Genomic DNA, 22,211 nt, shown 5'->3' with positions numbered 1-22,211 from the left:
ACTACCGCTGATGTTTGGCATTCTCGATAGATATATCGGCAGGGTCATTTTTATGTCGATCCTGCTGTGTGAGCTCACGCTCGTTGGTCTTGCTGCGCTCATCAAGTATGTGGAACAGCTCAAGTCTGTCGGAGAGGGCAACTACGACATGCTCAATGCTCTCTACTATGTGTTGCTCTCCATGCCCAAGGAGGCGGTGCTCTTCTTCCCGCTGGCGGCACTGCTGGGCGGTCTGATCGGTCTGGGCCAGCTGGCGACCAGCTCCGAGCTGGTGGTGATGCAGGCGGCGGGCCGCTCCAAGATCAGTATTGTAATGGCGGCGCTCAAAACCGCGATCCCGCTGATGATCCTGGTAGGACTGATGGGGGAGTATGTGGCCCCTGTCGCCAAACGGATGGCGGATGATATCCGTGCCGGTGCCATGTCGGAAGGGCGGCTTACCGTCTCGGCCTACGGGGTGTGGGCACGGGATGGCAACAACTTCGTTAATATCAACGGGGTGCGCAACGATGGTGCCCTGACCGGCATCACCCTCTATCGTTTCACCCCCGAGCGCAAGCTGATCGACGTGGTGCAGGCACGGGAGGGGGTATTTGAAAGGCATCACTGGCTGCTCAAGCAGACGCAGGTTACCCGCTTCGACGACCCAGCTCAGATCCGCAGTGAAGAGCACGACAAGATGGAGTGGAGCTCGGAGCTGACGCCCAAGCAGCTGGGGGTGGTGAGTATCGACCCCGAGAATCTCTCGGTCTCCGGTCTGCTCGACTACATCGGTTACCTGGACGCCAACAAGCAGGATGCCGGTCGCTACAAGCTGGAGATGTGGCGCAAACTGCTGTCACCGCTCTCGGTGGTGGCGATGATCCTGCTGGCCTCTTCTTTCATCTTCGGCCCGTTGCGTTCGGTGAGCATGGGGGCGCGGATGCTGATGGGGATCATGACCGGTTTCGCCGTCTATGTGAGTGATCGGGTGTTTGGCCCCATCAGTCTGGTCTATGCGGTACCGCCCATTCTGGCGGCTGTCGCGCCCAGCCTGCTGTTTGGCGGCATCTCCTTCTACATCCTCAGCCGCAAGCAGTAATTCACACGTGGTAATACAAAGAGGGCACCTGCTGGTGCCCTCTTTCGTTATTGCATTGATCCGGTATTACTTGTTCAACAATTCCAGATTGGCCTCTTTGCTCAGCACAATCACTTCGCATTCGGCCCAGATATCCTGGAACGCCCGTGGGCGCTTGCGGTTGAACAGGCACATCAGGTTGCCCAGACCAAAGGCGGCAGTGGCGAGACGGATCAGCGCCTGGGTAATACGGATATGGCTGCCATCTTCGTTCTGAATGCGCAGCCGCCAGGCGCGCATGCCGACGGTCTGGCCAGCGCGGGTCCAGAACCAGGTGTAGAAACCGCAGATGACGAAGGCGAGCCACAGGGTGTAGATCAGGCTCAGGGGGTGGCGGGTCAGCAACCAGACGGTATCTTCACCCGCCGGTACGCTGGCCATGCCGGTGACCAGCAGCAGCTTGGCGACCCCCATGCCGATAAAGCCGGCGATGATCAGCAGCGAAGTCACCACCAGCGCATCATAGATCAGGGCGCCGAGGCGACGCAGCAGACCTGCTGACGGGTATGGCTGAGTGGCGGGAGAGGGGGATTTTTGTTGGACTTTTTTAGGCTTGGCCATCGTTTTTATTCCATTAAGATGATGGCGGCATTCTATGTAACTGGCCCCGCATCAGCAAGGCGTTGAATAAATGAACAAACGGGAGTGTTCAATCGAAAAACACCTTGCATGGCATCGCGCCATTCGTATAATCCCTCGCAGTTGCCCGGGTGGCGAAATCGGTAGACGCAGCGGATTCAAAATCCGCCGGTGAATAACCGTGTCGGTTCGAGTCCGACCCCGGGCACCATTAGAATTCAATGACTTAAGGCCATCCTCAGGGATGGCCTTAAGTTTTTACGCCACATAGTGGCGGCAAAGTGGCGGCAGAAATTATATCTGCTACTCAAAAACAGAAGGCCACCTTGGGGTGGCCTTCTGTTTTTCTAGAGTTAGAAGGGCGTTCTTTACATGAACGCTTTGTTCCAGTGTTTTTGAATGTCTTCAAGTGGCCGCATAGTAAAGACCTGTTGCCTCCCTTCTTGCTTAGCCTCCAAAATTCCCATCTCCACCATGCCTTTAAGAGCTGACGCCGCAGTGTTATAGGAACAATGGAGCTTTGCTTTCACCATATTGGCTGTTAGTTGCATCCCTTTGTTCCCTATGGCGGAGTACATGATTGCCCGTTGTTTCTCCGTCATTACGCCAAAAAGTCCTGATTTGGCGACCCACATGTTGAAATCTTGGATTGCGGTAACATTGGTTTGGTAGGTCTCAGTAAACCGCTTCAATGCCCGTAGAATGATCTGGCACTGATAATCGACAAAATAGGTCAGATCCATCTCGTCTGTTTCGGTGTACACATAAGATTTACCGTACTGTATTGCTGCTTTTTTGAGCATGGTGCTGATTGCTATATAGCGGAATGCACCATAGTCATTTTTGAACATAAACCAGTAGAACAATGCTCTAGCTACCCGACCGTTACCATCTTTGAACACATGCTCATAACCCATCGAGAAGTGCAGGGAGATGGCTTTAACCAAGGGGTGAATGTAAGTTGTACGTTCTGCATCATCATGGCACTGATTGATCCAGTCACATATCCGTTGCAAGCGTTCCTTGATCCTAGCTGCAGGAGGCGGTTGATGTACTATGTTGTTGTCTGCATCTTCGACGATGACGTCATCATCTGTCCTGAATAAGCCGGGTGTATATTTTTCATCATCAATACCCAGCACGCCAGCATGGTGAATCGATTGAATAAGTTCTATTGATAGTGGTTCGTTTCTATGTTCCCAGGCATAACTCATCATCTTGTAATTGCCTAAGATCATTTTCTCATCAGCCGTGCGAGGTTTCCGCTGTTGCCTAAGCATATCCTTGGCAACGATAGTTGTGGTTGCGGCGCCCTCCAACTGACTACTGCTGATGGCTTCATCTTCGATTAAATCATTGAGGAGGTACTCAATATGGGCTCTTTCGCCCACTTTGTTCATCATCCATTTAAGAGTTGCTGTTGTTGCATGCTTATCAACAGCTGAAGTTGCTTTTTGAATTGTCGGTGTAAGTAGCATCTTGCAAAGCTGCATAGGCTCTCCCACCGGGATCATATCCATGTAGAGCGAGCTTCTAGCCATTTTCTTGAAGCTCCAGGCGATTTCAGAGCTAGCTGGAGCTTTCACCCTAAACCGCATTTCATCATAGTGTTGATACCGACCCTTGCTATCGACTGGAGACATATGCCTGAAGTACTCGGGACCGGATGGACTATTCATATGGTCACCGATGGACTTAAGGAACTCTGATGGCTTGAATACTGGGGGCTTCTTGACCATGGCGATCTCATTTCAATTTTTAACGTTATTGAGACAAACTACATCACGAATATGATTTTGTCTCAATTTTTTTAATTTTGAAATGAAAGGCTGCAGCTAGTGTAAGGTGAAGGATCTTGCTCTATGGGCTTGCAATAATTCAGTTTTAAGATCAACGTTCATTGAGGCTAACCATCTGAAATAGATAACTTTCTTTATATTTTTCGTGGAAAGTAGGATTCTATCTCGAGAGATCAAATTTTCACTTAAAGTACAACTATATTAATTTATTCAATAGGTTACGCTTCTGCTGCTGCTAGCCAGACCCCTTTCAAAGTGTAAAACCCTACAATTTTTTTCGATCCTTTCAGATCCTCAACGCCCTGCGGATCCTTTATCTGGCGCGGTCTGGGCATATGGTTTTGCGGTAATCCACTTTTGCAAAAATTTTTACCGGTGAAGCCCGCAGGCGGGAGCGGATGAGCGCGGATTCCGTGGCGCAGACGCCGCCGTGGGCTTTTCCGTGGTGTGCTGGCAGCTGTGCTCGGCTCTGTACGTCGCGTATGATGTGCGCCTGCCTGACGGTGCCCATACATGCGGCGCCTTTCCCTGGCCATGCTTTGGTGCTGTCAGGCAGATAGAAGAAGGCCCCACAATGTGGGGCCTTCTTCGCTTGGTGGGCTACTCGATGATGGGGGAGAGGGTCTGGGCCAACTGACCAGCCTGTTTGCTCTGGCCGTTGAATGTCTCGGCATTGGTGGGGGCCGGTCCGCCATGGGTATGGCTTGCGGTGGTAGCGGCCAACTGCTCCACCAGGTTCATCAGCTGGAGCAGCAGCTCGAAGATGTTCACCCCCTCGCTACCCATCCACGAACGTGGCGCCTCGAAGTGCTGCAGCTCTCCGGCCACACTGCGCCGTAGTTGCCCGATCACCTCCACCAGATCACCGGCAGCGGTGTGGCTCATGTTGCCCAGGCACCCCGCCACCAAGTCATCACCGGCCAGCAGCTCGATGGCCCCGAGCGCCTCGATGTGCTTCATCGCCCCGATCTGCTCCACGCTGTGCTGCAGGGTAGTGAGTCGGTGCTGGCCGAACTCGCCCTGGTAGTCGTCCGCCTCGTGGTGCATCAGCAGCGCCTTGTCATGCTGGGTGCGGTCGGTATGGCGGCGCTGGTTGCCCACGGTGTCGGTGCGGCTGAACACCTCGGCCCGCAGCTGCTGGAGCTGTTCGCCCGGGGTGATGTCCGGCAGCGGCCAGCCCGAGCCCAGCACAGTGCGAATGAATGGCCTGTCAGCGCGGCCGAAGGCAAACCCCAGCTCGACGATCGTCCCCTCGATGGGGAACTGCAGCAGTCCCTGCTCGGGCCCGCCGAACATTACCGGCAGCGGCACGGCGCGATAGAGCGGTGTGACCTTGTCCGGCTGGCCATCCTCGCCCAGCAGTTGCACATCCACCGCATAGCGCGGGCGAAACGGATCACTAATCTGGCCAGCTGCCGCGCTGTCGCTGATAGCTTCGACTCGCCCGAACTTGGGCAGGTGCATCTGGTCGGCCAGCTCCGGGAACTCCCCCTCCATCTTGCGCCGCTCCGGTGACTTCACCGGTTTACCGGGCGTTGCTGTGGTAAGGGTCATCTCATCACCCTTAAGGCGCACCCGCTCCACCCGCTTGCCGTTAACGAGAGCGCCCGGGCGCATCGCCGGGATCGGCGCTGTGGTCAGGGTGTTTCCTGCCTGGCGGCCGGAGAAGGCCGGATCCAGCTCTACCGCCCGCTCGGCCCAGCGGCTGTGGGCGTGACTACCGACGAAGATGGCGCCATCCGGTTGCTGATGCCAAATGAAGTCCGGTACCGCAAAGGCTCGGCCAGCGTTGTTGAGCAGTTGATAGCCGGTGCCGGCGCTGGTGAAGTTGGGGATAGGCCGATCGGTATAGTCGGCCCCGTCCGGTAGCAAAAAGGTGAGCTTGGTTTGGTCGCTCAACCATGCCAGCAGACCGCGCAGGGTGGCATGCTGGAGGCTGACCGGAAATGCACTCCCCAGTATCCCAGCCAGCTCTCGGCACATCAGCTTGCAGGCGCCATTGCTGGCGGGCTGCACGTCATACACATATCCGGTAAACCAGCGGCGCAGCTCGCCGTTGTAGCCCAGATCCACGGTCAGGGTTTGCCCCTTATCGGCGTTCCCCTCGATAGTGAGGGCGGCGCGCCCACCTGCACAGAGATCCAGCACGATATCGTGGTCGATGAGGTTGGCCGGTTGGCCGCCCAGGGTGAGGTTTGTTGAGAGTTTCACGCTATCAGGTCTCCCAGTTTGTTATCCAGCCCCTTGATGGCTTGCTCCCACGAGCTCAGTTGCTCTTGTTCGGAGGCGGGTGCTCCCTCTGACGGCTTAGCCGGTTTGGTGTTGGCGTTGCCCTGGCCCACGGTGGCGGGTGCCTTGGGCATCCGTTGTTCCCGCTTCTCGGGTACCGAGTTGTGTTCGCGCAGGGTGAACTGCACTTGCCACGCCAGCAGCCCCTCCTGTTCGCTGGCGGTGATGCGCCCGGCAAACTTGGCCTGGCGCACCTTCACCGACTTGGCCAATAGCGACCCGACCCGGTAGATATGGCGCTTGCCACCATCCCCTTTGGCATCGGCCAGCTCAAACAAGCGGCTCAGGGTCTGCTCATCCTTGAAGGGAACCAGCCCCGAGATATCGAGTTCCTTGGCTTTGGCCCCTTGCTCCGAGCTGCTGGTCGAGCTGGTCTGGCCGCTGCTGTCCTTGTCCTGAAACTGCATCGAGGCGGTGATCCGCATCGACTTCATCACAATCGGCTCACCGTCCAGGGTGAGCATGGCGGTTTGGCTCATCGGGTTAACTCCTGCCAGAAGGTGAGCGGGGAGGGGGAGAGCAGCAGGGCGCCGACCGTCATGCTGTGGCTATGGTCTGGCGGGCTGCTCTGGCCCAGTTGGGCGGCCAGGCTTGCTGCATCACCATGCCCCTGCCAGTGCCACAGCTGGCCGCTGATGGTAGCCAGCAGGTCCAGAGCCTTCTCCAGCTCTGCCAGTTTGGCCGCGCGACGTTCTGCCAAGGTAGCCAGTTGGGCGAGCGGGGTGGTGGCCCCCTGTGCCAGGCTCTCCAGTTGGGCGAGCTCAGCCCCAAGCAGTGAGCGAGTCGAACGTAGCGGATCCCATACCAGCGGCTCATCTGCTTTCCAGCGTGGCACCTTGGCGGCGGTGGGTTTGCTCATGGCATCGTTGTGGGCCGTGAGGCGACGCAAGACCGCGCTCCACTCAGGCAGTGGCAGGATGGCGCAAAGCGGCGCCAAGGCATCGGCCAGCGCGGTTTCACTGTTCCCGGTGACCAGCCAGGCGATGGCGTGCAGCTGGCCAGCCGGCAGCAGGGGATCTGCGCCGTCCTGCAGCTTGGCGGCAAGGGTGGCCACCGCGTTGGGGGCGGCGAGGCTGTACTGGTTGCCCTGGTGCTGGCCCACCCCATGCTGATAGGGGGTGACCGTCAGGCAGCGACCGGTGACCAGCAGCCGGTCGAGCTCTGCCCGCAGCCCTGTCAACGCGGCAGCGGCTTGGCTGATAGGCGTGGGGCGGTATTGCGCTCTTGGGGCCAGTGCCTGCAAGCGAGTCATGGCGCCAGCCTGGCTGTCTGGCAGTTGGCCAAGCACCCCGCTGGTGCGGGAGTGTATTGCCTCTGTGCTGGCCGGCCAGTGCAGCGTGCCTTGCGTCCAACTCATTGCGGGGCATCCGGCCAGGTCACATCGGTGGGCCAGCCCTCGCTCTGCGGCAAGCGATAGAGGGCGACCCGGTAGCGTTGCCAGGCGGTGAGCTGGGCTTTCTCGTGCTCGCTGATAATGCCGAGCTTGTCGGCATCCTCCAGCGGTGCCATTACGGCCGCCGCCCGTTTGAGCGCCTCATCCAGGCGAGCTAGCAGCTCGGCTTCGGTCGGCGGCGGCGGGGTGATCACCTCAATAGGGCCATACTCACCAAATACGGCACGAACGTAGAGTTCGCGTCCATGTTGCTCATGGTCATCTTTGCGAGCCGCAAACTGGATCGCGTCCGGAAGATGCGAAAACAGCACATCCAGGGTGATTGTTTCGCTATCTCCATCGAATTGTCGTGGGTTCTCGGCGTGGATGATTTCAATGTGTTCCATGATCTTCTCCGGTATTCATGCAATGCGGATAAATAAGCCGGTAGCGTTCGCCGTGCCCACCGCAGCGCCAGCACCTATGTTGCTCAATGCTTTCCAAGACCCAGGTGGCGAGGAACCAAAGCTGATGTTATTGGCCGCGACGTTGCTCCATTTCAACTGTGTGCCTGCGTAAACCCCTCCAGGACCAACCGGAGGGGCTCCGGTATCAACCAGAGTAAACAGACCATGGGTGCCTACCTGCCCGACACCACCACTGACAATGTCCGCATTGGCTTGCGCTGCTGTATGACTGTGAACAGCTGGCGCCGCACCGCACTCCGCCGCGGTGGGTTTGTTGTGGGTGTCGTACACTTCGCACCAGTCACTGCCCACTGGCGTCTGGGTGGCCGTGAGGTTGCGCCATGCCATCACCCCTCTGTTGTAGTCATAGGCAAAGACGAGCTGGGTAACGATGAAGGCGTGGGAGGTGGCTTTGGTCTCGCAATAAAAAAGTTGTCCTGCGTTGGGCGGTGAGTTGGCGCAGGTGGCTTTCTCATACAAGCCAAACTCGCCCGCTTTGCAGGTGTTCATATCCTTGTTTCGGACAATCTCAACAGCTCGCTCCTGAGCGTTGAGGCTGTCGGTGCGGGGCTTGTAGTCTTTCTTTGGTAAGGCCCCGATACTCTCTGGGGTGGGGGGATCGATAATTTCATCAAAATGGTGGCGGTGGGTGCGTTGGCGACGGGTATCCGTCAGACTGCTGTCTGCACTGATGATGGCCAGCTTGGCTACGTGGTGCTGATACCCGCTGTTGTCAATGTAGTCAACCAGCGCCCTTTTACTCAGCACCAGGGAGACGTGATTCTCCCAGGCACCGAGCGGAGAGCCTGCACGATGTACATCAACCCAGACCTCCATCGGCAAGGCCTCTGGTGTTACGGTGCGATCGTCGCTGAGTACCGCCAGCAGCCCTCCAACCACGGCTTCGCCCGGGGTAACGTGATACACACCGGCATTGTTGGTGACCAGAAAGCCATCCCCCTCAAACCAGGCAGGCCCATAGAGCGGCAGAACCAAGCGGCGCATGTCCTCATCCATCCCGCGCAGGCGCGCGGCATAGTCAATCTGCCAGGTGCTGGCGTCCACATGGGTGGCGGTAGCCTCTGCAGCTCTGTCGTACTCCATCAGCATGGATTTGACCAGGCTGTTGCCAGTCTGGCCGGTGGCCTCATCGGTCTTGAGCTTGGTCTCCAGCCCTTTGTGCACAATCATCCCCACCACGCCGGTGCCCTTGTTGATGAGGTACATGGCGTTGAAGCTGAAATCGCCGACCGTGGTGTCCATCACGATGGTGTAAGCCACCGCGTCGTTGTTGATGCGTCCGCGCTGGTCTACCGCTTGGCGGTGCACGATCTGGCCCGCCAGCGGCAGCCCGCTGTCCGGGTCGATAGGGGCGGCAGGATCGAGATCCGGCACATTGGCCAGCACGAACTCATCGAGTACCACCGGCGTCTGGTTGGTCAGGCACTCCTGCCAGTAGCGGGAGAAAGCGTTGGTAATGATCTGGCTCATGGGTTCCTCTTAAGCGTCGCGCCAAACACCTGCTGGCTCATGTCGATGCGACCAAAGTTCAAGGTACTGGCGACCGGGTAAACCACCTGGAAGCGATAGCGTCGGCAGGTGCGTCCATAGTGTTGGATCAGGGTTTCCAGCAGTTGCTGGTTGCCGGCGAGGGCGCTGTCGGTCACCTCTATGGTGATGACGTCCCAGGGCGCCCCCTCTTGCCGTTCGTGGATGTCGCACCAGCCGATGCCCAGGCGCTCGAAGATGCGCTTAAAGCCTGCCACTTCGCCGGCGTCCCTAGCATTCACAAAGGCGAACTTGACCCGCTTGCGAAAGAGCGGCAGCGGCTCGCCATTAAAGCGGCTGATGTCCCGCTCCCAGGCGAGCAGCGCCAGCAGGGATTCCGAGCAGGTGAGGGGGTCTTGCTGGGCTAGCGGTAGCAACAGCCACCCCTTGAGCTGTTGCCAGAAGGCGTTGATGCCCTTGGCCAGAAACCCGGGCTCGGCGTGGGCCGGGCTGATGGTGTAGCCATCCTCCCACCAGGGGGCGTTGGCATCGGGGAGCCGCGGCGCTTGGCTATTGTGTTCAAGCGGGGTCAGGTTAGTCATAGAGGGTCACCTCCAGCGTGTTCAGGCGCGGGATGGCCAGCCCCGAGACAATGTCATCTTGTGCAAACTTGAGGCTCTGCAGCTGCGGAAACTGGCTGTGCAGCTCGCGGGTCAGCTGTGAGAGCGAAAAGCGTGAGCGCGGCCAAGTGCGGGTAACGGTTGGAAAATCCCCCGACTGACGAAACGCCGCTTTGACCAGGGATTCAGCGCCTTGCTTGAGGGCCGCTTTCTGCTCGTCGGTGAGGTTAGTCACCGGCCACAGCTCCAGCGTGAGGCTGTGCTGGGTCTCGGGCATGGCCATCACGAACAGGTCATCGCCGTGGCCGTGGTTGCCCTGGCGGCCCACATAGTCGTTAAGCTGGGCAATCAGGCTGGTCGGGGTGGCGCCCACCTCCAGCAGGATGTAGGCGTTGGCGGTACCGGGGCCCCGTGGCGCGTCATGCTCGAAGAAGATGTGATCGGCGCGAATGCCGGCGACGCTTGCCAGCATCGAGCGGTAAATCGCGTCGATATGATAGCGGCCCACCGCTGAGAACTGGTTCTGAATACGCAGCCCCAGCGCGTCATTGCTCTCGGCATCGGCACCCTGGGTGGTTATCCACTCCTTGTCATCGTTGCGGGCCGACAGGATGCCGGTGACCGGTTCGCTCAGCAGGTTGTAATAGCCCGGGGCCAGATTCCAGGCCGCACCCGCGAACTCGGCCTCGCACACCACTCGGGCCACCGCTTCACCGGCCGGGCTCACCACCGCTTGCAGCGGTTTGACCCGGTAGATGGTGCCGTTGATGCGCTCGGTACTGACCCAGATATCGGCCGGGATGGTGACCGCTTCGCTCGGATTAGCTTTGACGAAATTGATCACCCCGCGGGTCTTCTGGGCGCCCTTGCGGGTCAAGTCCACATCCCACGCCTTGAGGTCGAGATAGGCATCGGTGGCAGTGGCAGCAAAGGTGTTGGGCAGCACATGGCCAGCCAGGAGGGTGCGGATAAGCCAGAGCGCCGGGGTGATCACCACGCCGCGCACCAGTCGCCAGAAGGGGCTCACATCGCTGTCGTTGGTGATAAGGGAGCCGGCGGCCTCGACCTCTTTTTTAAGCTCAGCCTCCATGGCCTGCTCGGTGGTCGGCACACCGGTCTCGGCCAGCAGGGCCATAAAATCCACGTTGGGGCGCAGGTTCACAGGGTTACCTCCAGATCGCCAAATTCATAGGTGCGGGCGGTGACCAGCACTCGTTCGGGGGCTTCTTCGCGGAACACGATGGTGCCGGGCACCAGTCGCTCGTCGTTCTCAACCAGCAGCTCGATCTCGGTCATCACATCGGCGCGCAGGGTGGGGCTGCGCTCGCCGATGAGCTTGCGGGCCAGCCCGGACTCCATGATCCGGTGCTTGATATCCTGGCCGATGCTGTGGCGGTCCTGGGTGTATCGCGGCTGGCCGCCGGCATCGAGCTGCCAGGCGCCGTTCACCACCAAAATGTCGATGTACTTGGCGTCTCTCATCACGGGGTCTCCAGCCAGGCGTTCTCGGCCATCTGCTCAGGGGTCATCGGGTTCTGGTTGTGCATATGAACCTCCCCGATGCTCAGGTACTTGGGCGGCTTCTGGTTGGCGGTGGTTGCGGCCGCGTTGGCCTGGATCAACTGCTGACCCAGCCCGCCAGCCGGTACCCGGCTTTGGCTACCCTGGCTAAAGCGGGCGAGGGGAGCGTTGATGTTCTCCTGATTGGGCAAGTTGAGATCCGGCATGCTGCCCATCTCGATATTGACGCCCGGGATCATGTTCAGCTTCTCGACCAGCCAATCCACCGCCTGCCCGAGCAGTTTGAACACGCTCCAGTCGGCCATGCTCTTTTTCAGGTCGTCCCAGTAGTAGATAGCCACCGCCACGGCACCGATCAGCAGCACGATACCCGCTACGATCAGTCCCACAGGGTTGGCATACATGGCGATGTTGACCGCCAGCAGGATGGCGCGAAAGGTCGCCATCCCAGCATTGAGCAGGGCGAGCGGGGCGGTGATGATGGACCAGGCGATACCAAGCCCCAGGGTGGCCAGCTTGGCCAGCCCTGCGATCAGCATCCAGGTGCCGGTGACCATGCTCAACCCCACGATGGCCAGCAGGGCATAGCTGATGACCTTGGTCAGGTTCGGGAAAAGATGCGTCCAGCGCAGCACCTCGTTGGCACCATCGGCAAAGATGCTCATCACGGCGTTGATGGCGGGCAGCACCACCCCAAACGCGGCGGCGCGGATGGCAAACCAGGCTTGCTCGACCCGCTGCCATTGGTCAGTCATGGCGGCGGCCATCTGCTCGGCCTTGCCCATGCCGTGGGTATTGGCAAGCGCATTGATGTTGGTGGCGAGCGCCTTGGTGTTGGTCATCAGGAGCTTGATCATGCTGACCGCCTCATCCGAGCCGAATGCCTTCTTGAGCTCGTCCCCTTCGGCCACGCTCAGGGTGTCGCCATAGCGGGCCTTGAGCATGTCCAGCATGGTGAGCACCGGCAGCATGTTGCCTGCGGCATCGGTGAACTGGATGCCGAGCGCCTTCTGGGCATTGCCGACACCCGCCAGAAATGCCTTGAACTTGGTGCCCGCCTCGCCGCCGCTCATGGTGGCCTGCAACTGGCCGAGCACCGCGAACTGCTCATCCATCGCGATGCCGGCGGCGGTGGCGTTGGCGCCGATGGCTCCGAAGGCGTCAGCCATCCCCTGGCCGGTGGTTTTGAACATCTGCACTGCTGCGGCTGTTTTGCCTGCCAAGTCTTCCACCCAGTTGGCCTTGCCCATCTGCTTGGCCTGCTGCTCGAAGATGCCGTACATGGTGCCCATGTAGTTGGTGATGGTGGCGGCGTCGGCCTTGGTTGCCTTGGCTAGGGTGGTCGAGGCGCGGGTGAAGGTGGGCAGTTCGTTACCCTCCAGCCCCGCAATCGCCGACTGGATATCGTAGGAGGAGCGGACAATCTCGGTGGCCGATTCCCCGTACTGGAGAGAGAGCTTCAACGCCTCGCGGCCGAGCGCCCCGAGCACCTCCTTTTGCACATCGAGAGAGGCCACTTCCCCCAGCGCCCTGTCCATCTCGATGGCAGGACCTAGGGCAGACTGGATCGCTATGCCGCCGGCGGCCACCGTGGTGGCCCCCATTGCCATGCTGCTCCAGCCCTGACGGCCGGCCTTGCTGACCTTGTCCATCTGGGCATTGATGCCAGCAAGGGGCTTGGTGACCTGATCCACCAAAGCCACCTGCATCATCAATTTTTCCATCCAGGCCATAGGTCGTTATCCGTTGAATGCGTTGGCGATGCCCTCAGCCACTGCAGCGGCGTGGGACTCCCGGGCGTGTCGGTCTAACCAGAGGGCGCGGGCCAGGCTGTCGATGTCGTCATCGTCATGGGGCAGGTAGTGGCGCCGCAGCGCCAGCGCCTGCTCCAGGTGATTGCGCTCGATAGCCTCGGCGCGCGCCGTCAGTTTTTTACGGTGATCTCCAGATCGGGGGCGAACTGCTGGTTAATGGCGCCCGTCAACTGCAGCGCCGCGCCCGGGCGTTTGAGCAGCTCATCGAGCGCCTCTTTGCTCTCCTGGCAGACGATCTTTTTCAGGTAGTTGTGGGCCGGTGCCACCTTGTCGCTCGGCATCATGTCGTTGATAAAGCCGTTGTAGGCCACCATGGTGGGGGCGAATTTCAGCTCTTTGCCGGCGACGTCCAGGGTGATGATGGGTGTGGTCATGGGGTGGTTTCCTCTTGTTCAATCCAATGGTTCAGGGTATCGAGTTGGGTTTGGCAGCGGCGCAGCGCCATCTGCAGGGTGGGGATAAACCGCACGGCGTCACCGTAGGTTGTCCCCGTGAAATCAGGCTCCGGGCAGTGGGGCACCAGCCCCGGCGGCGGTAGCCGCTTTACCACCTGCGTTTGCACCAGGGTTTGGGGCTGGCTGGAGCAGGCGCAAAGCAGCATCAGGCAGAGGCTCGCGAGCGCAGTCCGGGCGGCCCGCCGGCGGCGTGGCCAGCGCTTGTTGCAGTTCATCGGCGGTCTTCCTCTGTTGTTGGTCGAGCTCGGCCAGGGCGGCGTTCTGGGTGCCCAGCAACTTGCGCAGCCCCGCGGCGTCGCGCTGCAGCGTCGCCAGCTGGCTGGCCTGCAGCTGGTTGGTCTGCTGCAGGGTGTTGATGGTCTCGTTGGCGGTGGCGAGCGCCTTGCTGCGGCTCTCCAGCATCCGGTTGCCAAGAAACAGGGCGGCGCCCATCACCAGCACCAGGACCAACAGCACATTGGAGAGCAGTGCCTTGAAGGTGCTCATGCCAGCACCCCGCCGAACTCGGTGAATTTGGCCAGCAGGTCAGCCAGCTGGTGCTCGCGCTGACCGTAACCGGCGCCCGGCAGGCTGGCCCAGATGTTGGCGCACTTGGCCACCGCCTCGCGGATGCGCCCTTTAAGCACATCGTCCAGCGCCCTGCGTTCGCGAATAAGCTGGATAGCCCAGGTGTCTTGTGACTCGGGGCCAAAGTTCGGCAGACTAAGCTGGTCGCGGTAGTGGGCCCAGTGCTTTGACAGGAACTGATAGCGGCCGGCCGCGGTGCTGCTCAGGGTCTTGTTGACCTGCACCAGCACGTTCGGGTGGGTGGCATAGCTCTCAAAGAACCCCGCCGGATTGACCAGCTTGTTGTACCCGTCATCGCCCCGGCCTTTGGTGCCTTCGGCATAGGCAATCATGTCGAGAAACGCGGCTACCTGCGGGTGGCAGTTACTGCGTGGCATGGTGTTTTTCCTCCTGACTGATAAGGGTCTGAAACTCCCGGCATGTTTGGGAAAACCTCGGGGTTTCCAGCTCCACGCCGACGAAACGGCGGCCAAGCCGCCAGGCAGCCTTGCCGGTAGCCCCCGATCCCATAAAGAAGTCACCGACCACATCACCCGGCCGGCTGCTGGTGCGCACAATGTGCTCCATCATGGCGGCGGGTTTTTCGCACGGGTGCTTCCCGGGGTAGGCTTGCACCGAGGGGTAAGACCAGACATCTGTAAAGGGGACATCCTTGGTGACGCTGAAAGGGCGGCGCAGTCGCTCATACTCGGCCTTCAGCTGGTCATAACTGGCTACCAGGGTTTGGTAGGTGCGATGCAATCCCTGATAGGTCTCTTTGAGTTGATGATGAGGCCGGCAAAGGGCGTCAGCCTTCTTGGCGAACAGGGCTTGCAAGCGGGCGTATTGTGCTTCGCTTGGCAGGCTCCACTGGCTGCGACCGAACCAGTGCCCGGCCATCTGGCACCCCATTGCTTGGTCGATCTCCTTGTTGGAGATGCCACAGGCCGCTTTGGCTTGTTGGAAATAGTCGATCAGCGGCTGCATCACCTGAACACGCAGCGTCTGGCAGGCCTGGCGGTAGCCGCTTTGTTGCGTCATGCCATGGGCGTCCAGCTGCTCGGCAAAAATGATGCGTTCACTGGCGGGCCAGAAATTGCGCAGGGCGGATTTGTCCGTGCGATTCCACACCCCCGAGGGTTTGGCCCAGACGATGTGGCTCAATACCTTGAAGTGTTTGCGTACCAAGAGTTCGATATCGGCATTGAGTCCGGGGCTGCAAAACAGATAGAGCGATCCGTTTGGCTTGAGGATGCGGGCAAACTCGATCACACACTGTTCCAGCCAATCCAGGTAGGCCGTGACGTCTGGCCACTGGTTATCCCAGTCCAGATCTTTTACCCGGAAGTAGGGCGGGTCTACCGCTACCAGATCCAGGCTGTGAGAGGGCATGGTTTTCAGGTAAACCAGCGAATCCGCATTCACCAGCTTGATGCGGTCGTTGATTTTGTGGATATGCATTTGATCAGTCATCACGTCTGTTCACTCCTTCGGTAATTTGGCGTTGAGCCACCGCTCGGCAAGGCCGCGAATGGTCTCAACACCGATAAGGCCAACCATGCCGCCGACAAATCCTGCCGCCTCTCCAGGGATCCCGAACCAGCCAAAGGCACTGATAAATGCCAAGGTGATGGCCCCGCACAAAACGGACTCCAGGAGCCTGCGGCGACCACTGCCACCGCCATAGGTGATGCGTAGCCAAGCCGTTAATACTGCTAACGCAGTGCCATAGACGGTGGGCATGTTGTCCATCAACCAGGCCAGTAGCAGGGCCCAGAGAGTGGGGTCTTTATGGGGCATGGCGTTCATGTCCATTGCTCTGATTAACGGTTCAGGTGTTCAAACCGTGTTTGGCAGGGGACGCACAGCCGCACCCCCGGCACATGTTGACGGCGTGCTGCCGGGATGGGGTCGCCGCACTCTTCGCAGTTGTGCCGGCTCTCTCCCCGGGAGCGTCCTTTGCCCACCTGGTTGGCCAGATAAACATCCAGCATCCGGGCGGCGTGGTTGTTTGCGCGGTCGATATCGTCCATCTGGCCCCCTTACCCTTTGAGGTGGCGAGTGTCGTCATCCGAGAGGTACGGCACGCCATTGATGTGAACGAAGTCGGGGGAGGTGACGATGCCCTTGAGCTTGTGCACTCCCTTGCTGCCCCCTTTGGGATCGATGTCGAGCAGGTCGGCGATCTGCAGCTTCACCCCGAAGGCCTCCACCTTCATGGTTTCGTCGCCGGTGTCGGCGTAGAACAGCACATCGTCCGGCTTCAGCCCGCGCCAGCTGCCGGCCCGTTTGGCAGCATCGCTCAGCAGCTTGAAGTTCTTGGCATCGAGCTCGAACTCGCACTCGGCCGATACCTCGCCATCCACAAAGCCGTCAGGGATGCCACGGGTCTGCGCCACGGCGCTGCTGTCGGTGATGGTGAGGCTGGCCTTCTCGACGTGCACCATGGTGCCCAGCAGTTCAATGTCGAAGCTCTGGCCTGAAATGCGTCTGGTCATGGCTTAGCCCTCCCCATTGGTGAGGCTCAGATCGAGCATGATGTTGATGGTGATCCCCTTGGGGCAGTCCACGGTGCGGATCACCACGTAGATGGAGACGTGGTTTTTGTCGGTCCACTGGATAGCGATATCGCCATCCCGGGGGGAGGTGATCTCACCCGGGAACGGCTGGCCGTTGATGGTGGTGGTCCTGGCCATCTCGCGCAGGTCTTTGCCAAAGTAGAGGATGGCGGCGGCCGTGCTGCCCGGGGTGGAGTTGAACGAGCGATCGCCGATACGGGCGATGGCGCGAACCCGCATCTGGCGCGCCACCTTGTAGGCCACCCGCAGGTTTTCGATCACCTGGTAGTCACCGCCCTCGGCGTCCAGGGTGCGGCCATCGGCCCAATAGATGCCGTCATAGTCCGGGTACCACATCGGCACCGAGAAGCGGTTCTGCTCCAGGGTTTGCAGGGTGGCGAGCGGCAACTCGACCCCGTCTTTGTCCTTGGGTTTGTTGCCAAGGCCCACCAGGGCGCCGGTTTTGACCCGGCACGGGGTATCGGCAATGCTCACCGCCCGGTTGCACAGGCGTCCGGCATAGGCGCCGGCCAGGTTGGGCCACAGCTGCGGCAGCAGGGTGACGGATTCGGCCTTGATGCCATCTTGCAGGGTGACCAGGGCGGCCTCGTAGTCGCTCCAGCTCTGGCCATCCTGCTCGGCAGCATTGATCCCCGCGACCGCCAGCAGCATGAACTGCCAGCGACCCCACTTGGCGATCAGCTCCTGGTTCAGCGCGTGGGCGGCGTTGATCTTCGCCTCGTCCCACTCCTGCCCCAGCACCACCACCCCTTCAAAGGATTGGGTCTTCTGGGCTTCACGGACGGCATCTGTCCAGTCCATGTCGGTGGGCTGCACATAAGCGGCCGCCGTCCAGTTCTGGCCGGCGTTGGCCATGGCGGCCTGCAGGTTGGTTTTGAGCTCGCAGTCAGCGGCGCCCAGCAGCTGGTCAAAGTCGCTCTGGGTATTGAGGGAGAGCAGCTTGCCGGTATTGCTTGGCGCCGTGCCGACAAACAGCAGGTGGCGCTCGACTTGTGTCACAGGCCCCTGCATCTGGTTCAAGTTGTTGATCTGTACATAAGGCCACATGGCGTTATTTCCCCTTCATCTCTTGCTTGTTGACGTCCCAGCCGTAGTCGATGCTCTGCAGGGCGCGGGCAAAGGCTTGCTCCCGTTGTTTGGCGTTGGCGCCGAGGAACGGGCGGGCAGGGAGCTCAATCTCCCAGCGTGTTTTCACCGGTTCATCCTTGAGCTTCCTGATGAGCAATCCCGCCTGGGCGTAGTTGAGATTGCCGGTGATCCAGCCAAGCGACGCCGAGCGGTATGACCCCTTGCGCGTCCCCGGGCGCTTGAACCCGAGCTCGCGCAGCTTGCGGGCCTGCGCCTTGGTCGCCGGTTTTTGCTTACCGCCTTCACTGGGGGCAATGCGGCGCCGGCTGGCCGCGGTCACCTGATAGGTGTGTCCCTTCTGGTGGGTGTTGGCGATAACCCCGGCATGGGCGTTCATCGTCCCCCGTTTGAACCCGAGCTCGGCCACGTCCTGACTGGGGGCGTGGATCTCCAGCAGCTTGGGCAGGCCGCGCAGCATCTTGCTTTTGCCTCGCTTGCGCGGCGCCCAGGGCTGGCCGTTGGGGTTTTGTTGCTGACGTACATGACGGGCCGCCAGCTTTTTGAGCTCGGCCGCGGCGCGCCACACCAGGCGCTTGCGCTTCTGGGGCGGCAGGGCCAGCAAGTTGAGCTGGTCCTGGCTGCGGCGGGCATCCAGGGTGATGGTGATCATGCCGGGCCACCTACCTGGTGATGGCCGGTATCACTGACGTTCATGTCGATGTGGTCGGCCACCCAGATCTCATAGGGCGCCACTTGCCAGCACTTGCCGAGCCAGTTGATAGGGCCGCTCGGGTGTTCAATAAGGCGCAGCGGCTCGGTAAAGGCGAGCTGGATCTCGAGATCGGCGCTCCTCTCATCGTTCGGGGTCACCGCGTATTCCGGGTCGGCCAGCTCAAACTGTTCGCGAAACGAGTCGTGCTCCTGCACCCAGGCGGCCACCGCGGCCAGCACGATGGCAGGATCCAGCTCGCGAAAGGGCAGTTGCTCAACGATGAACACCGCCTGATAGGTGAGCCAGGCCACGTCTACGCCGGTCGGGCCCATGTTGCGGGATTCGAGGCGGATCGTTCCGTTCTCCATCCAGCTGTCGAGGGACTTACGGCACTTGGCCGGCAGCACCCGGTTGAGCTCGGCGTGGAGGGCGTGCAGGAAATAGCCCTGGGCCTGCTGTTCACTCATCTCCTTACTCATATCAACGAGACCCCCGCCCGGTGTTTGCCCTTGATGCTGCGCACCAGCTGCTGACTCTCGGCCAGCAGTTGGGCCCGTTGCTCCGGTGCCCGCTCGGCCAGGTTGTTGGCAGCCGGCCGTTCGGTGACGCTGGCGTACTCCGGCAAGAGGGCAGCCTTGGCGCGGGCGAACACGGCGGCCAGATACTGCTCGGTTAGCGCATTAGTGCCACCTTCAAGGCTTGGCCCCGGTACCTCGGCGGCACTGGCATAGCCCTCGGCCATCAGCGCAGCCTGGCGCATCGCCAGTTGCAGGTTGATTTCCGAGATGGCCGCCAGTAGCGCGGCGCCAGTGGTTTGCGGGTCAAGGTCGGCAGGCAAGGCACGGCGGCGCTCAAAATCGGCCACGGCCACATCGGGCCAGAACCCGTCATTGCGGATAGTGGCGGCGCTGTAGTCGATATCCTTGCCTGCAAACATCAGTGACCTCGCTGGTTGAATAGGTGCACCCCTGTTGCCACGCAATTGCCGCTGGATTCACCAAAAGCGTTCCATGGCATTCGCGCCGGGGTGCGACGGCGCGGAGAGTCGGTTGGTTATTCGGGATTGAGCACCCGCAGGCGCATGGCAATCTTCTGGCGTAGGGTGTTAACTCCCACCTTGCTGTGCAGCTTCTCTGCCTGGGCCAGCCAGTGGTCGGCCTGATCCAGCGTGGCGGAGTCCCCCACGGCGCTCGGCCGTGGGTGGCCGTCCTGGTCACGTAGCAGCAGACAGCCCGCGGCCTTGAACCACTTGGCGGTGAGCTTCTCGTTAAGGCGCCAGTCATTGCGTACCTTGTCGAACACCCGGGAGAACCAGGGCTCGACCGCATGGCCTTCGGCCGCTTGCTTCTCGGCCCACTCCAGCACGGTGTCGGCCACAAAGTGGGCCCAGTCCCGCTTGATATTGCTCGGGGTGCGCTGGCCTTGAGCAATGGCAAGTTCGGCCCAGGCGATGCCGGTGTCGAAATCCCCGACATCGAAGGCCCAGACGGTGAGCAGCTGAAACAGCTCGTTCTGATAGGGCTGGCCGGACTTGGCGACGCTCACCAGATAACGCTCCACATAGGGGCGGTATTTGGGCATCAGCTCGCTGCGCTTCATGTTCACCCGGTCGCCAATGCGGGCCAGCTTGCGCAGCCGCACGATGTCCTGCTCCAGGGCAATCATCTGCAGGTGCAGGCTGTCCGCCACCGCGCCGGTGGCCATGCCCGTGCAGGCGGCTTGCGCGGCCCCCTTCATGGCTTGTACCCGTTGCTTGTGGCGTTGACCCGGTGAACTCATGGCTTAGCCTTGCTGCTCTGCAGCATCTTTTTTCTTGGCTGCAGCCTCAGCCGCTGCCGCAACCACTGCCGGATCGGCACCAATCTCGATGTCGGCCTCTTCAAAGCCGCCATAGGCCAGATACTCACCGATGGCGTAGCCTTCCATCCGCCAGTACTGGTTATCGAAGCACTTCTTGTCCTGGTTATCGTCGGCCTTGCGCTTGCGGGTGCCGCGCTGGGTGTAGATGTGCAGGTTGTCGAGGGTGGTGACCACCATCCGCTTGCCCGGGAAGAAGGGCGGGATGTAGGCCTTGCGCCCGGCGATGGACTCGGCCAGCTTCTGGGCGGCGATCTGCTCGGTCGGTTTGGTCGCTTCGCTGTAGAGCTTGGCTTGAGCCGAGGCCACCAGATCGGTACCGACCAGCACGACCAGGCGCGGGTCCTGGCGAAACAGCGGATCGATGGTGTTGTTGATAAGGTCTGAGGCCATTTCGTCCAGGGTCTTGTAGTTCCCCTGGCCGTTCGGGTCGAAGTAAATCTTTTGGCCGTCATCGGCCTTGATGATCTGGCTGCCGTCGTTCCACTCGCGGGCCAGCTGGTGCCAGCCTTTGTTGACGTCTTCACCCAGCGGATGGGCGGTCGGGTCGGTGTCGTCGGCCGCTTCCACGCCGTTCCAGCCGACGCGCAGCATGTCCAGGGCAAACGCCTTGTTGATGAAATCGCCCACCAGGCGCAGGAACTCGCCCTCGCTGCCGGCGTTGGCCCAGACGCACAGGGTGGCCCAGTCGAGCGAGGCACAGGAATCAGTCTCGTTCAGATCGTAGGTGTTGCCGGCGACGCCGATCTTGCCGTTAAAGCGGCCATCCTTCTTGCGGCCGGTAAACAGCTTGCCGATGCCCACTTGCACTACCTGGCCCTTGATCTGGTCTACGTCGAGGCAGGTGATAAGGCCGAGGAACTCGACGGAGGCGAGCAGCGCAGCGCGCAGGCCGGTTTCCACCGGACCGGTGACGCTGAACTGCTTGGCCAGCGCGTTGACGGGGATGCCGTAGGCCTTGGCCAGGGCGTTGCTGTATTGCTCCAGGCGCTGCATGGCCTGGACGGTAAGGGTCTGGCTCACGGTCGCTCCTTAATAGACTGCGGGGGTATCGTCACCGCCGAGGGCGCCCGGGCGCTGGCCCGGCTTCTCGACAGAGAACTGGTCGATCTTGCTGTTCAGCTCGCCGAACTTGTCGGTCAGGCTGGCTAGGGTCTGTTCCAGCTTGCTGAACTGCTCGGTGGTGATGCCGGGTTGCTCGTCCACCTTGGCGGGCTCGGTGACCGGTTGGGTGGTGTCGTCGGTGGCCGGTTTGGCGTCCAGCTTGGCGCTGAAGGCATCGATCTTGGTGCCAAGGCCGTTGAGGGCCCCCAGCATCTGATCGAACTGTTCTGGTTTCATTTCCTCATCCTCGGGTTGGCTGGGGGGAGTCGTGGGCGCTTGCTCGCCATGGCTGGCCAGGAAGCTGAAAAACTTGGCGATCAGGCCATCGGCCTTCTCGTGCTTGGGTAGCTTGAACATGGAGAGGTCCAGCGGCTCGCTGGTGCCAACGGCCTGTCCCTTGTTGCTGTTGCTGAACTTGAGATGGGTGGTCCCGGTGCTGGCAGGCTCGTCGGTGACACCGAGGCCCAGCAGGTAGGTACGCCCCAGATCGGCGAAGTTCTCGAAGGGTTCGATGGAGCAGAACTGATACTGGCCGTTCTGGTTGTAGTAGATAAGATCGCGATTCGGGCAGAGGATGGCGAACAGTTTGAGCTTGCCATCCACCTCTTCGGTCTTGAGCGCCTGCACCGTGCCATAGCTGGACCAGCGGTCGTGCTCCGGCCAGATGACGGCGGTGTAATAGGTCGGATCGTAGGTCTCGGCCATGTCGGTGAGCCAGTCGCGGGTAATATCCCGCCCATCCACCGCTTTGCCTTCGGTGGCGATACAGACCCAGCCAGTTCTCAAGGTTGATTCGTTCATGCCTGCTCCCAATAGATGCG

Annotated in this window: 28 protein-coding genes and 1 tRNA gene; 2 read left to right on the top strand and 27 right to left on the bottom strand. The window is 60.6% G+C overall.

The window, feature by feature from the left end:
• Nucleotides 1–10: 10 nt before the first annotated feature.
• Nucleotides 11–1,081, top strand: a complete 1,071-nt coding sequence (gene lptG / locus G5168_RS05700) for an LPS export ABC transporter permease LptG (protein ID WP_216952705.1) — start codon at nt 11–13, stop codon at nt 1,079–1,081.
• A gap of 66 nt (nt 1,082–1,147) precedes the next feature.
• Here the strand turns inward: lptG and G5168_RS05695 are convergent, their stop codons facing one another.
• Nucleotides 1,148–1,681, bottom strand: coding sequence for an RDD family protein (locus G5168_RS05695; protein ID WP_421172973.1), 534 nt, complete (start codon nt 1,679–1,681; stop codon nt 1,148–1,150).
• Between the two features lie 143 nt (nt 1,682–1,824).
• Here G5168_RS05695 and G5168_RS05690 point away from each other — a divergent pair.
• Nucleotides 1,825–1,910 (top strand) — tRNA-Leu (locus G5168_RS05690).
• Between the two features lie 157 nt (nt 1,911–2,067).
• On the opposite strand, the gene G5168_RS05685 is transcribed toward G5168_RS05690, so the two are convergent.
• The 26 genes from G5168_RS05685 to G5168_RS05560 form a co-directional block, all read right to left on the bottom strand.
• Nucleotides 2,068–3,438: a Fic family protein gene (locus tag G5168_RS05685; RefSeq protein ID WP_421251962.1), complete on the bottom strand. Its 1,371-nt coding sequence runs from the start codon at nt 3,436–3,438 to the stop codon at nt 2,068–2,070.
• 660 nt (nt 3,439–4,098) lie between these two features.
• On the bottom strand, nt 4,099–5,709 hold the full coding sequence (locus tag G5168_RS05680) for a hypothetical protein (RefSeq protein ID WP_421251961.1): 1,611 nt from the start codon (nt 5,707–5,709) through the stop codon (nt 4,099–4,101).
• On the bottom strand, nt 5,706–6,266 hold the full coding sequence (locus G5168_RS05675; RefSeq protein WP_421251960.1) for a hypothetical protein: 561 nt from the start codon (nt 6,264–6,266) through the stop codon (nt 5,706–5,708). The genes G5168_RS05680 and G5168_RS05675 overlap by 4 nt, the downstream gene beginning before the upstream one ends.
• Nucleotides 6,263–7,144, bottom strand: a complete 882-nt coding sequence (locus G5168_RS05670; RefSeq protein ID WP_421251959.1) for a hypothetical protein — start codon at nt 7,142–7,144, stop codon at nt 6,263–6,265. Before G5168_RS05670 ends, G5168_RS05675 begins: the two co-directional genes overlap by 4 nt.
• The gene (locus G5168_RS05665) at nt 7,141–7,566 is read right to left on the bottom strand and encodes a tail fiber assembly protein (protein ID WP_421251958.1); all 426 of its coding nucleotides are present in this window, start codon (nt 7,564–7,566) and stop codon (nt 7,141–7,143) included. Before G5168_RS05665 ends, G5168_RS05670 begins: the two co-directional genes overlap by 4 nt.
• Nucleotides 7,567–7,581: 15 nt before the next feature.
• On the bottom strand, nt 7,582–9,117 hold the full coding sequence (locus G5168_RS05660) for a phage tail protein (RefSeq protein ID WP_421251957.1): 1,536 nt from the start codon (nt 9,115–9,117) through the stop codon (nt 7,582–7,584).
• Nucleotides 9,114–9,716, bottom strand: a complete 603-nt coding sequence (locus G5168_RS05655; protein WP_421251956.1) for a phage tail protein — start codon at nt 9,714–9,716, stop codon at nt 9,114–9,116. The genes G5168_RS05660 and G5168_RS05655 overlap by 4 nt, the downstream gene beginning before the upstream one ends.
• Nucleotides 9,709–10,896, bottom strand: coding sequence for a baseplate J/gp47 family protein (locus G5168_RS05650; RefSeq protein ID WP_421251955.1), 1,188 nt, complete (start codon nt 10,894–10,896; stop codon nt 9,709–9,711). The genes G5168_RS05655 and G5168_RS05650 overlap by 8 nt, the downstream gene beginning before the upstream one ends.
• Nucleotides 10,893–11,216, bottom strand: coding sequence for a DUF2590 family protein (locus G5168_RS05645; RefSeq protein ID WP_421251954.1), 324 nt, complete (start codon nt 11,214–11,216; stop codon nt 10,893–10,895). The genes G5168_RS05650 and G5168_RS05645 overlap by 4 nt, the downstream gene beginning before the upstream one ends.
• Nucleotides 11,216–12,988, bottom strand: a complete 1,773-nt coding sequence (locus G5168_RS05640; RefSeq protein ID WP_421251953.1) for a phage tail tape measure protein — start codon at nt 12,986–12,988, stop codon at nt 11,216–11,218. The genes G5168_RS05645 and G5168_RS05640 overlap by 1 nt, the downstream gene beginning before the upstream one ends.
• A 6-nt stretch (nt 12,989–12,994) precedes the next feature.
• Nucleotides 12,995–13,129, bottom strand: coding sequence for a DUF6890 family protein (locus G5168_RS05635; protein WP_378006070.1), 135 nt, complete (start codon nt 13,127–13,129; stop codon nt 12,995–12,997).
• A 50-nt stretch (nt 13,130–13,179) separates the two neighbouring features.
• Nucleotides 13,180–13,443 carry a putative phage tail assembly chaperone gene (locus G5168_RS05630; RefSeq protein WP_201912128.1) on the bottom strand — a complete coding sequence of 88 codons (264 nt, stop codon included), beginning with the start codon at nt 13,441–13,443 and terminating at the stop codon, nt 13,180–13,182.
• Nucleotides 13,440–13,670 (bottom strand): Rz1-like lysis system protein LysC, encoded by a 231-nt coding sequence (gene lysC, locus G5168_RS05625; RefSeq protein WP_421251952.1) that lies wholly within the window; start codon nt 13,668–13,670, stop codon nt 13,440–13,442. The genes G5168_RS05630 and lysC overlap by 4 nt, the downstream gene beginning before the upstream one ends.
• Nucleotides 13,567–14,010, bottom strand: a complete 444-nt coding sequence (locus tag G5168_RS05620; protein WP_421251951.1) for a hypothetical protein — start codon at nt 14,008–14,010, stop codon at nt 13,567–13,569. Before G5168_RS05620 ends, lysC begins: the two co-directional genes overlap by 104 nt.
• Nucleotides 14,007–14,468: a glycoside hydrolase family 104 protein gene (locus G5168_RS05615; protein WP_421251950.1), complete on the bottom strand. Its 462-nt coding sequence runs from the start codon at nt 14,466–14,468 to the stop codon at nt 14,007–14,009. The genes G5168_RS05620 and G5168_RS05615 overlap by 4 nt, the downstream gene beginning before the upstream one ends.
• Nucleotides 14,455–15,543: a DNA-methyltransferase gene (locus G5168_RS05610; RefSeq protein WP_421251949.1), complete on the bottom strand. Its 1,089-nt coding sequence runs from the start codon at nt 15,541–15,543 to the stop codon at nt 14,455–14,457. The genes G5168_RS05615 and G5168_RS05610 overlap by 14 nt, the downstream gene beginning before the upstream one ends.
• Nucleotides 15,544–15,552: 9 nt before the next feature.
• Entirely contained in the window at nt 15,553–15,870 is a 318-nt protein-coding gene (locus tag G5168_RS05605) for a phage holin, lambda family (RefSeq protein WP_075115611.1), read from the bottom strand.
• A 23-nt stretch (nt 15,871–15,893) separates the two neighbouring features.
• On the bottom strand, nt 15,894–16,103 hold the full coding sequence (locus G5168_RS05600) for a TraR/DksA family transcriptional regulator (protein ID WP_421251948.1): 210 nt from the start codon (nt 16,101–16,103) through the stop codon (nt 15,894–15,896).
• A 9-nt stretch (nt 16,104–16,112) separates the two neighbouring features.
• Nucleotides 16,113–16,568: a phage protein gene (locus G5168_RS05595; RefSeq protein WP_108570475.1), complete on the bottom strand. Its 456-nt coding sequence runs from the start codon at nt 16,566–16,568 to the stop codon at nt 16,113–16,115.
• A 3-nt stretch (nt 16,569–16,571) separates the two neighbouring features.
• Entirely contained in the window at nt 16,572–17,696 is a 1,125-nt protein-coding gene (locus G5168_RS05590) for a DUF2586 domain-containing protein (protein ID WP_421251947.1), read from the bottom strand.
• A 4-nt stretch (nt 17,697–17,700) separates the two neighbouring features.
• Nucleotides 17,701–18,387: a phage virion morphogenesis protein gene (locus G5168_RS05585; RefSeq protein ID WP_421251946.1), complete on the bottom strand. Its 687-nt coding sequence runs from the start codon at nt 18,385–18,387 to the stop codon at nt 17,701–17,703.
• Nucleotides 18,384–18,896, bottom strand: a complete 513-nt coding sequence (locus G5168_RS05580) for a phage tail protein (protein WP_421251945.1) — start codon at nt 18,894–18,896, stop codon at nt 18,384–18,386. The genes G5168_RS05585 and G5168_RS05580 overlap by 4 nt, the downstream gene beginning before the upstream one ends.
• An 8-nt stretch (nt 18,897–18,904) precedes the next feature.
• Nucleotides 18,905–19,366 carry a head completion/stabilization protein gene (locus G5168_RS05575; RefSeq protein WP_421251944.1) on the bottom strand — a complete coding sequence of 154 codons (462 nt, stop codon included), beginning with the start codon at nt 19,364–19,366 and terminating at the stop codon, nt 18,905–18,907.
• A 116-nt stretch (nt 19,367–19,482) separates the two neighbouring features.
• Nucleotides 19,483–20,208 carry a terminase endonuclease subunit gene (locus tag G5168_RS05570; RefSeq protein WP_421251943.1) on the bottom strand — a complete coding sequence of 242 codons (726 nt, stop codon included), beginning with the start codon at nt 20,206–20,208 and terminating at the stop codon, nt 19,483–19,485.
• Between the two features lie 3 nt (nt 20,209–20,211).
• Nucleotides 20,212–21,309, bottom strand: a complete 1,098-nt coding sequence (locus G5168_RS05565) for a phage major capsid protein, P2 family (RefSeq protein ID WP_421251942.1) — start codon at nt 21,307–21,309, stop codon at nt 20,212–20,214.
• 9 nt (nt 21,310–21,318) lie between these two features.
• The gene (locus tag G5168_RS05560) at nt 21,319–22,191 is read right to left on the bottom strand and encodes a GPO family capsid scaffolding protein (RefSeq protein WP_421251941.1); all 873 of its coding nucleotides are present in this window, start codon (nt 22,189–22,191) and stop codon (nt 21,319–21,321) included.
• Nucleotides 22,192–22,211: the final 20 nt, after the last annotated feature.

Source organism: Aeromonas sp. 600724, assembly GCF_049175135.1.
Taxonomy (GTDB): Bacteria; Pseudomonadota; Gammaproteobacteria; order Enterobacterales; family Aeromonadaceae; genus Aeromonas; species Aeromonas veronii_A.
The sequence above is the reverse complement of the archived record's forward strand: the minus strand, read 5'-3'. Positions and strand labels throughout refer to the sequence as shown.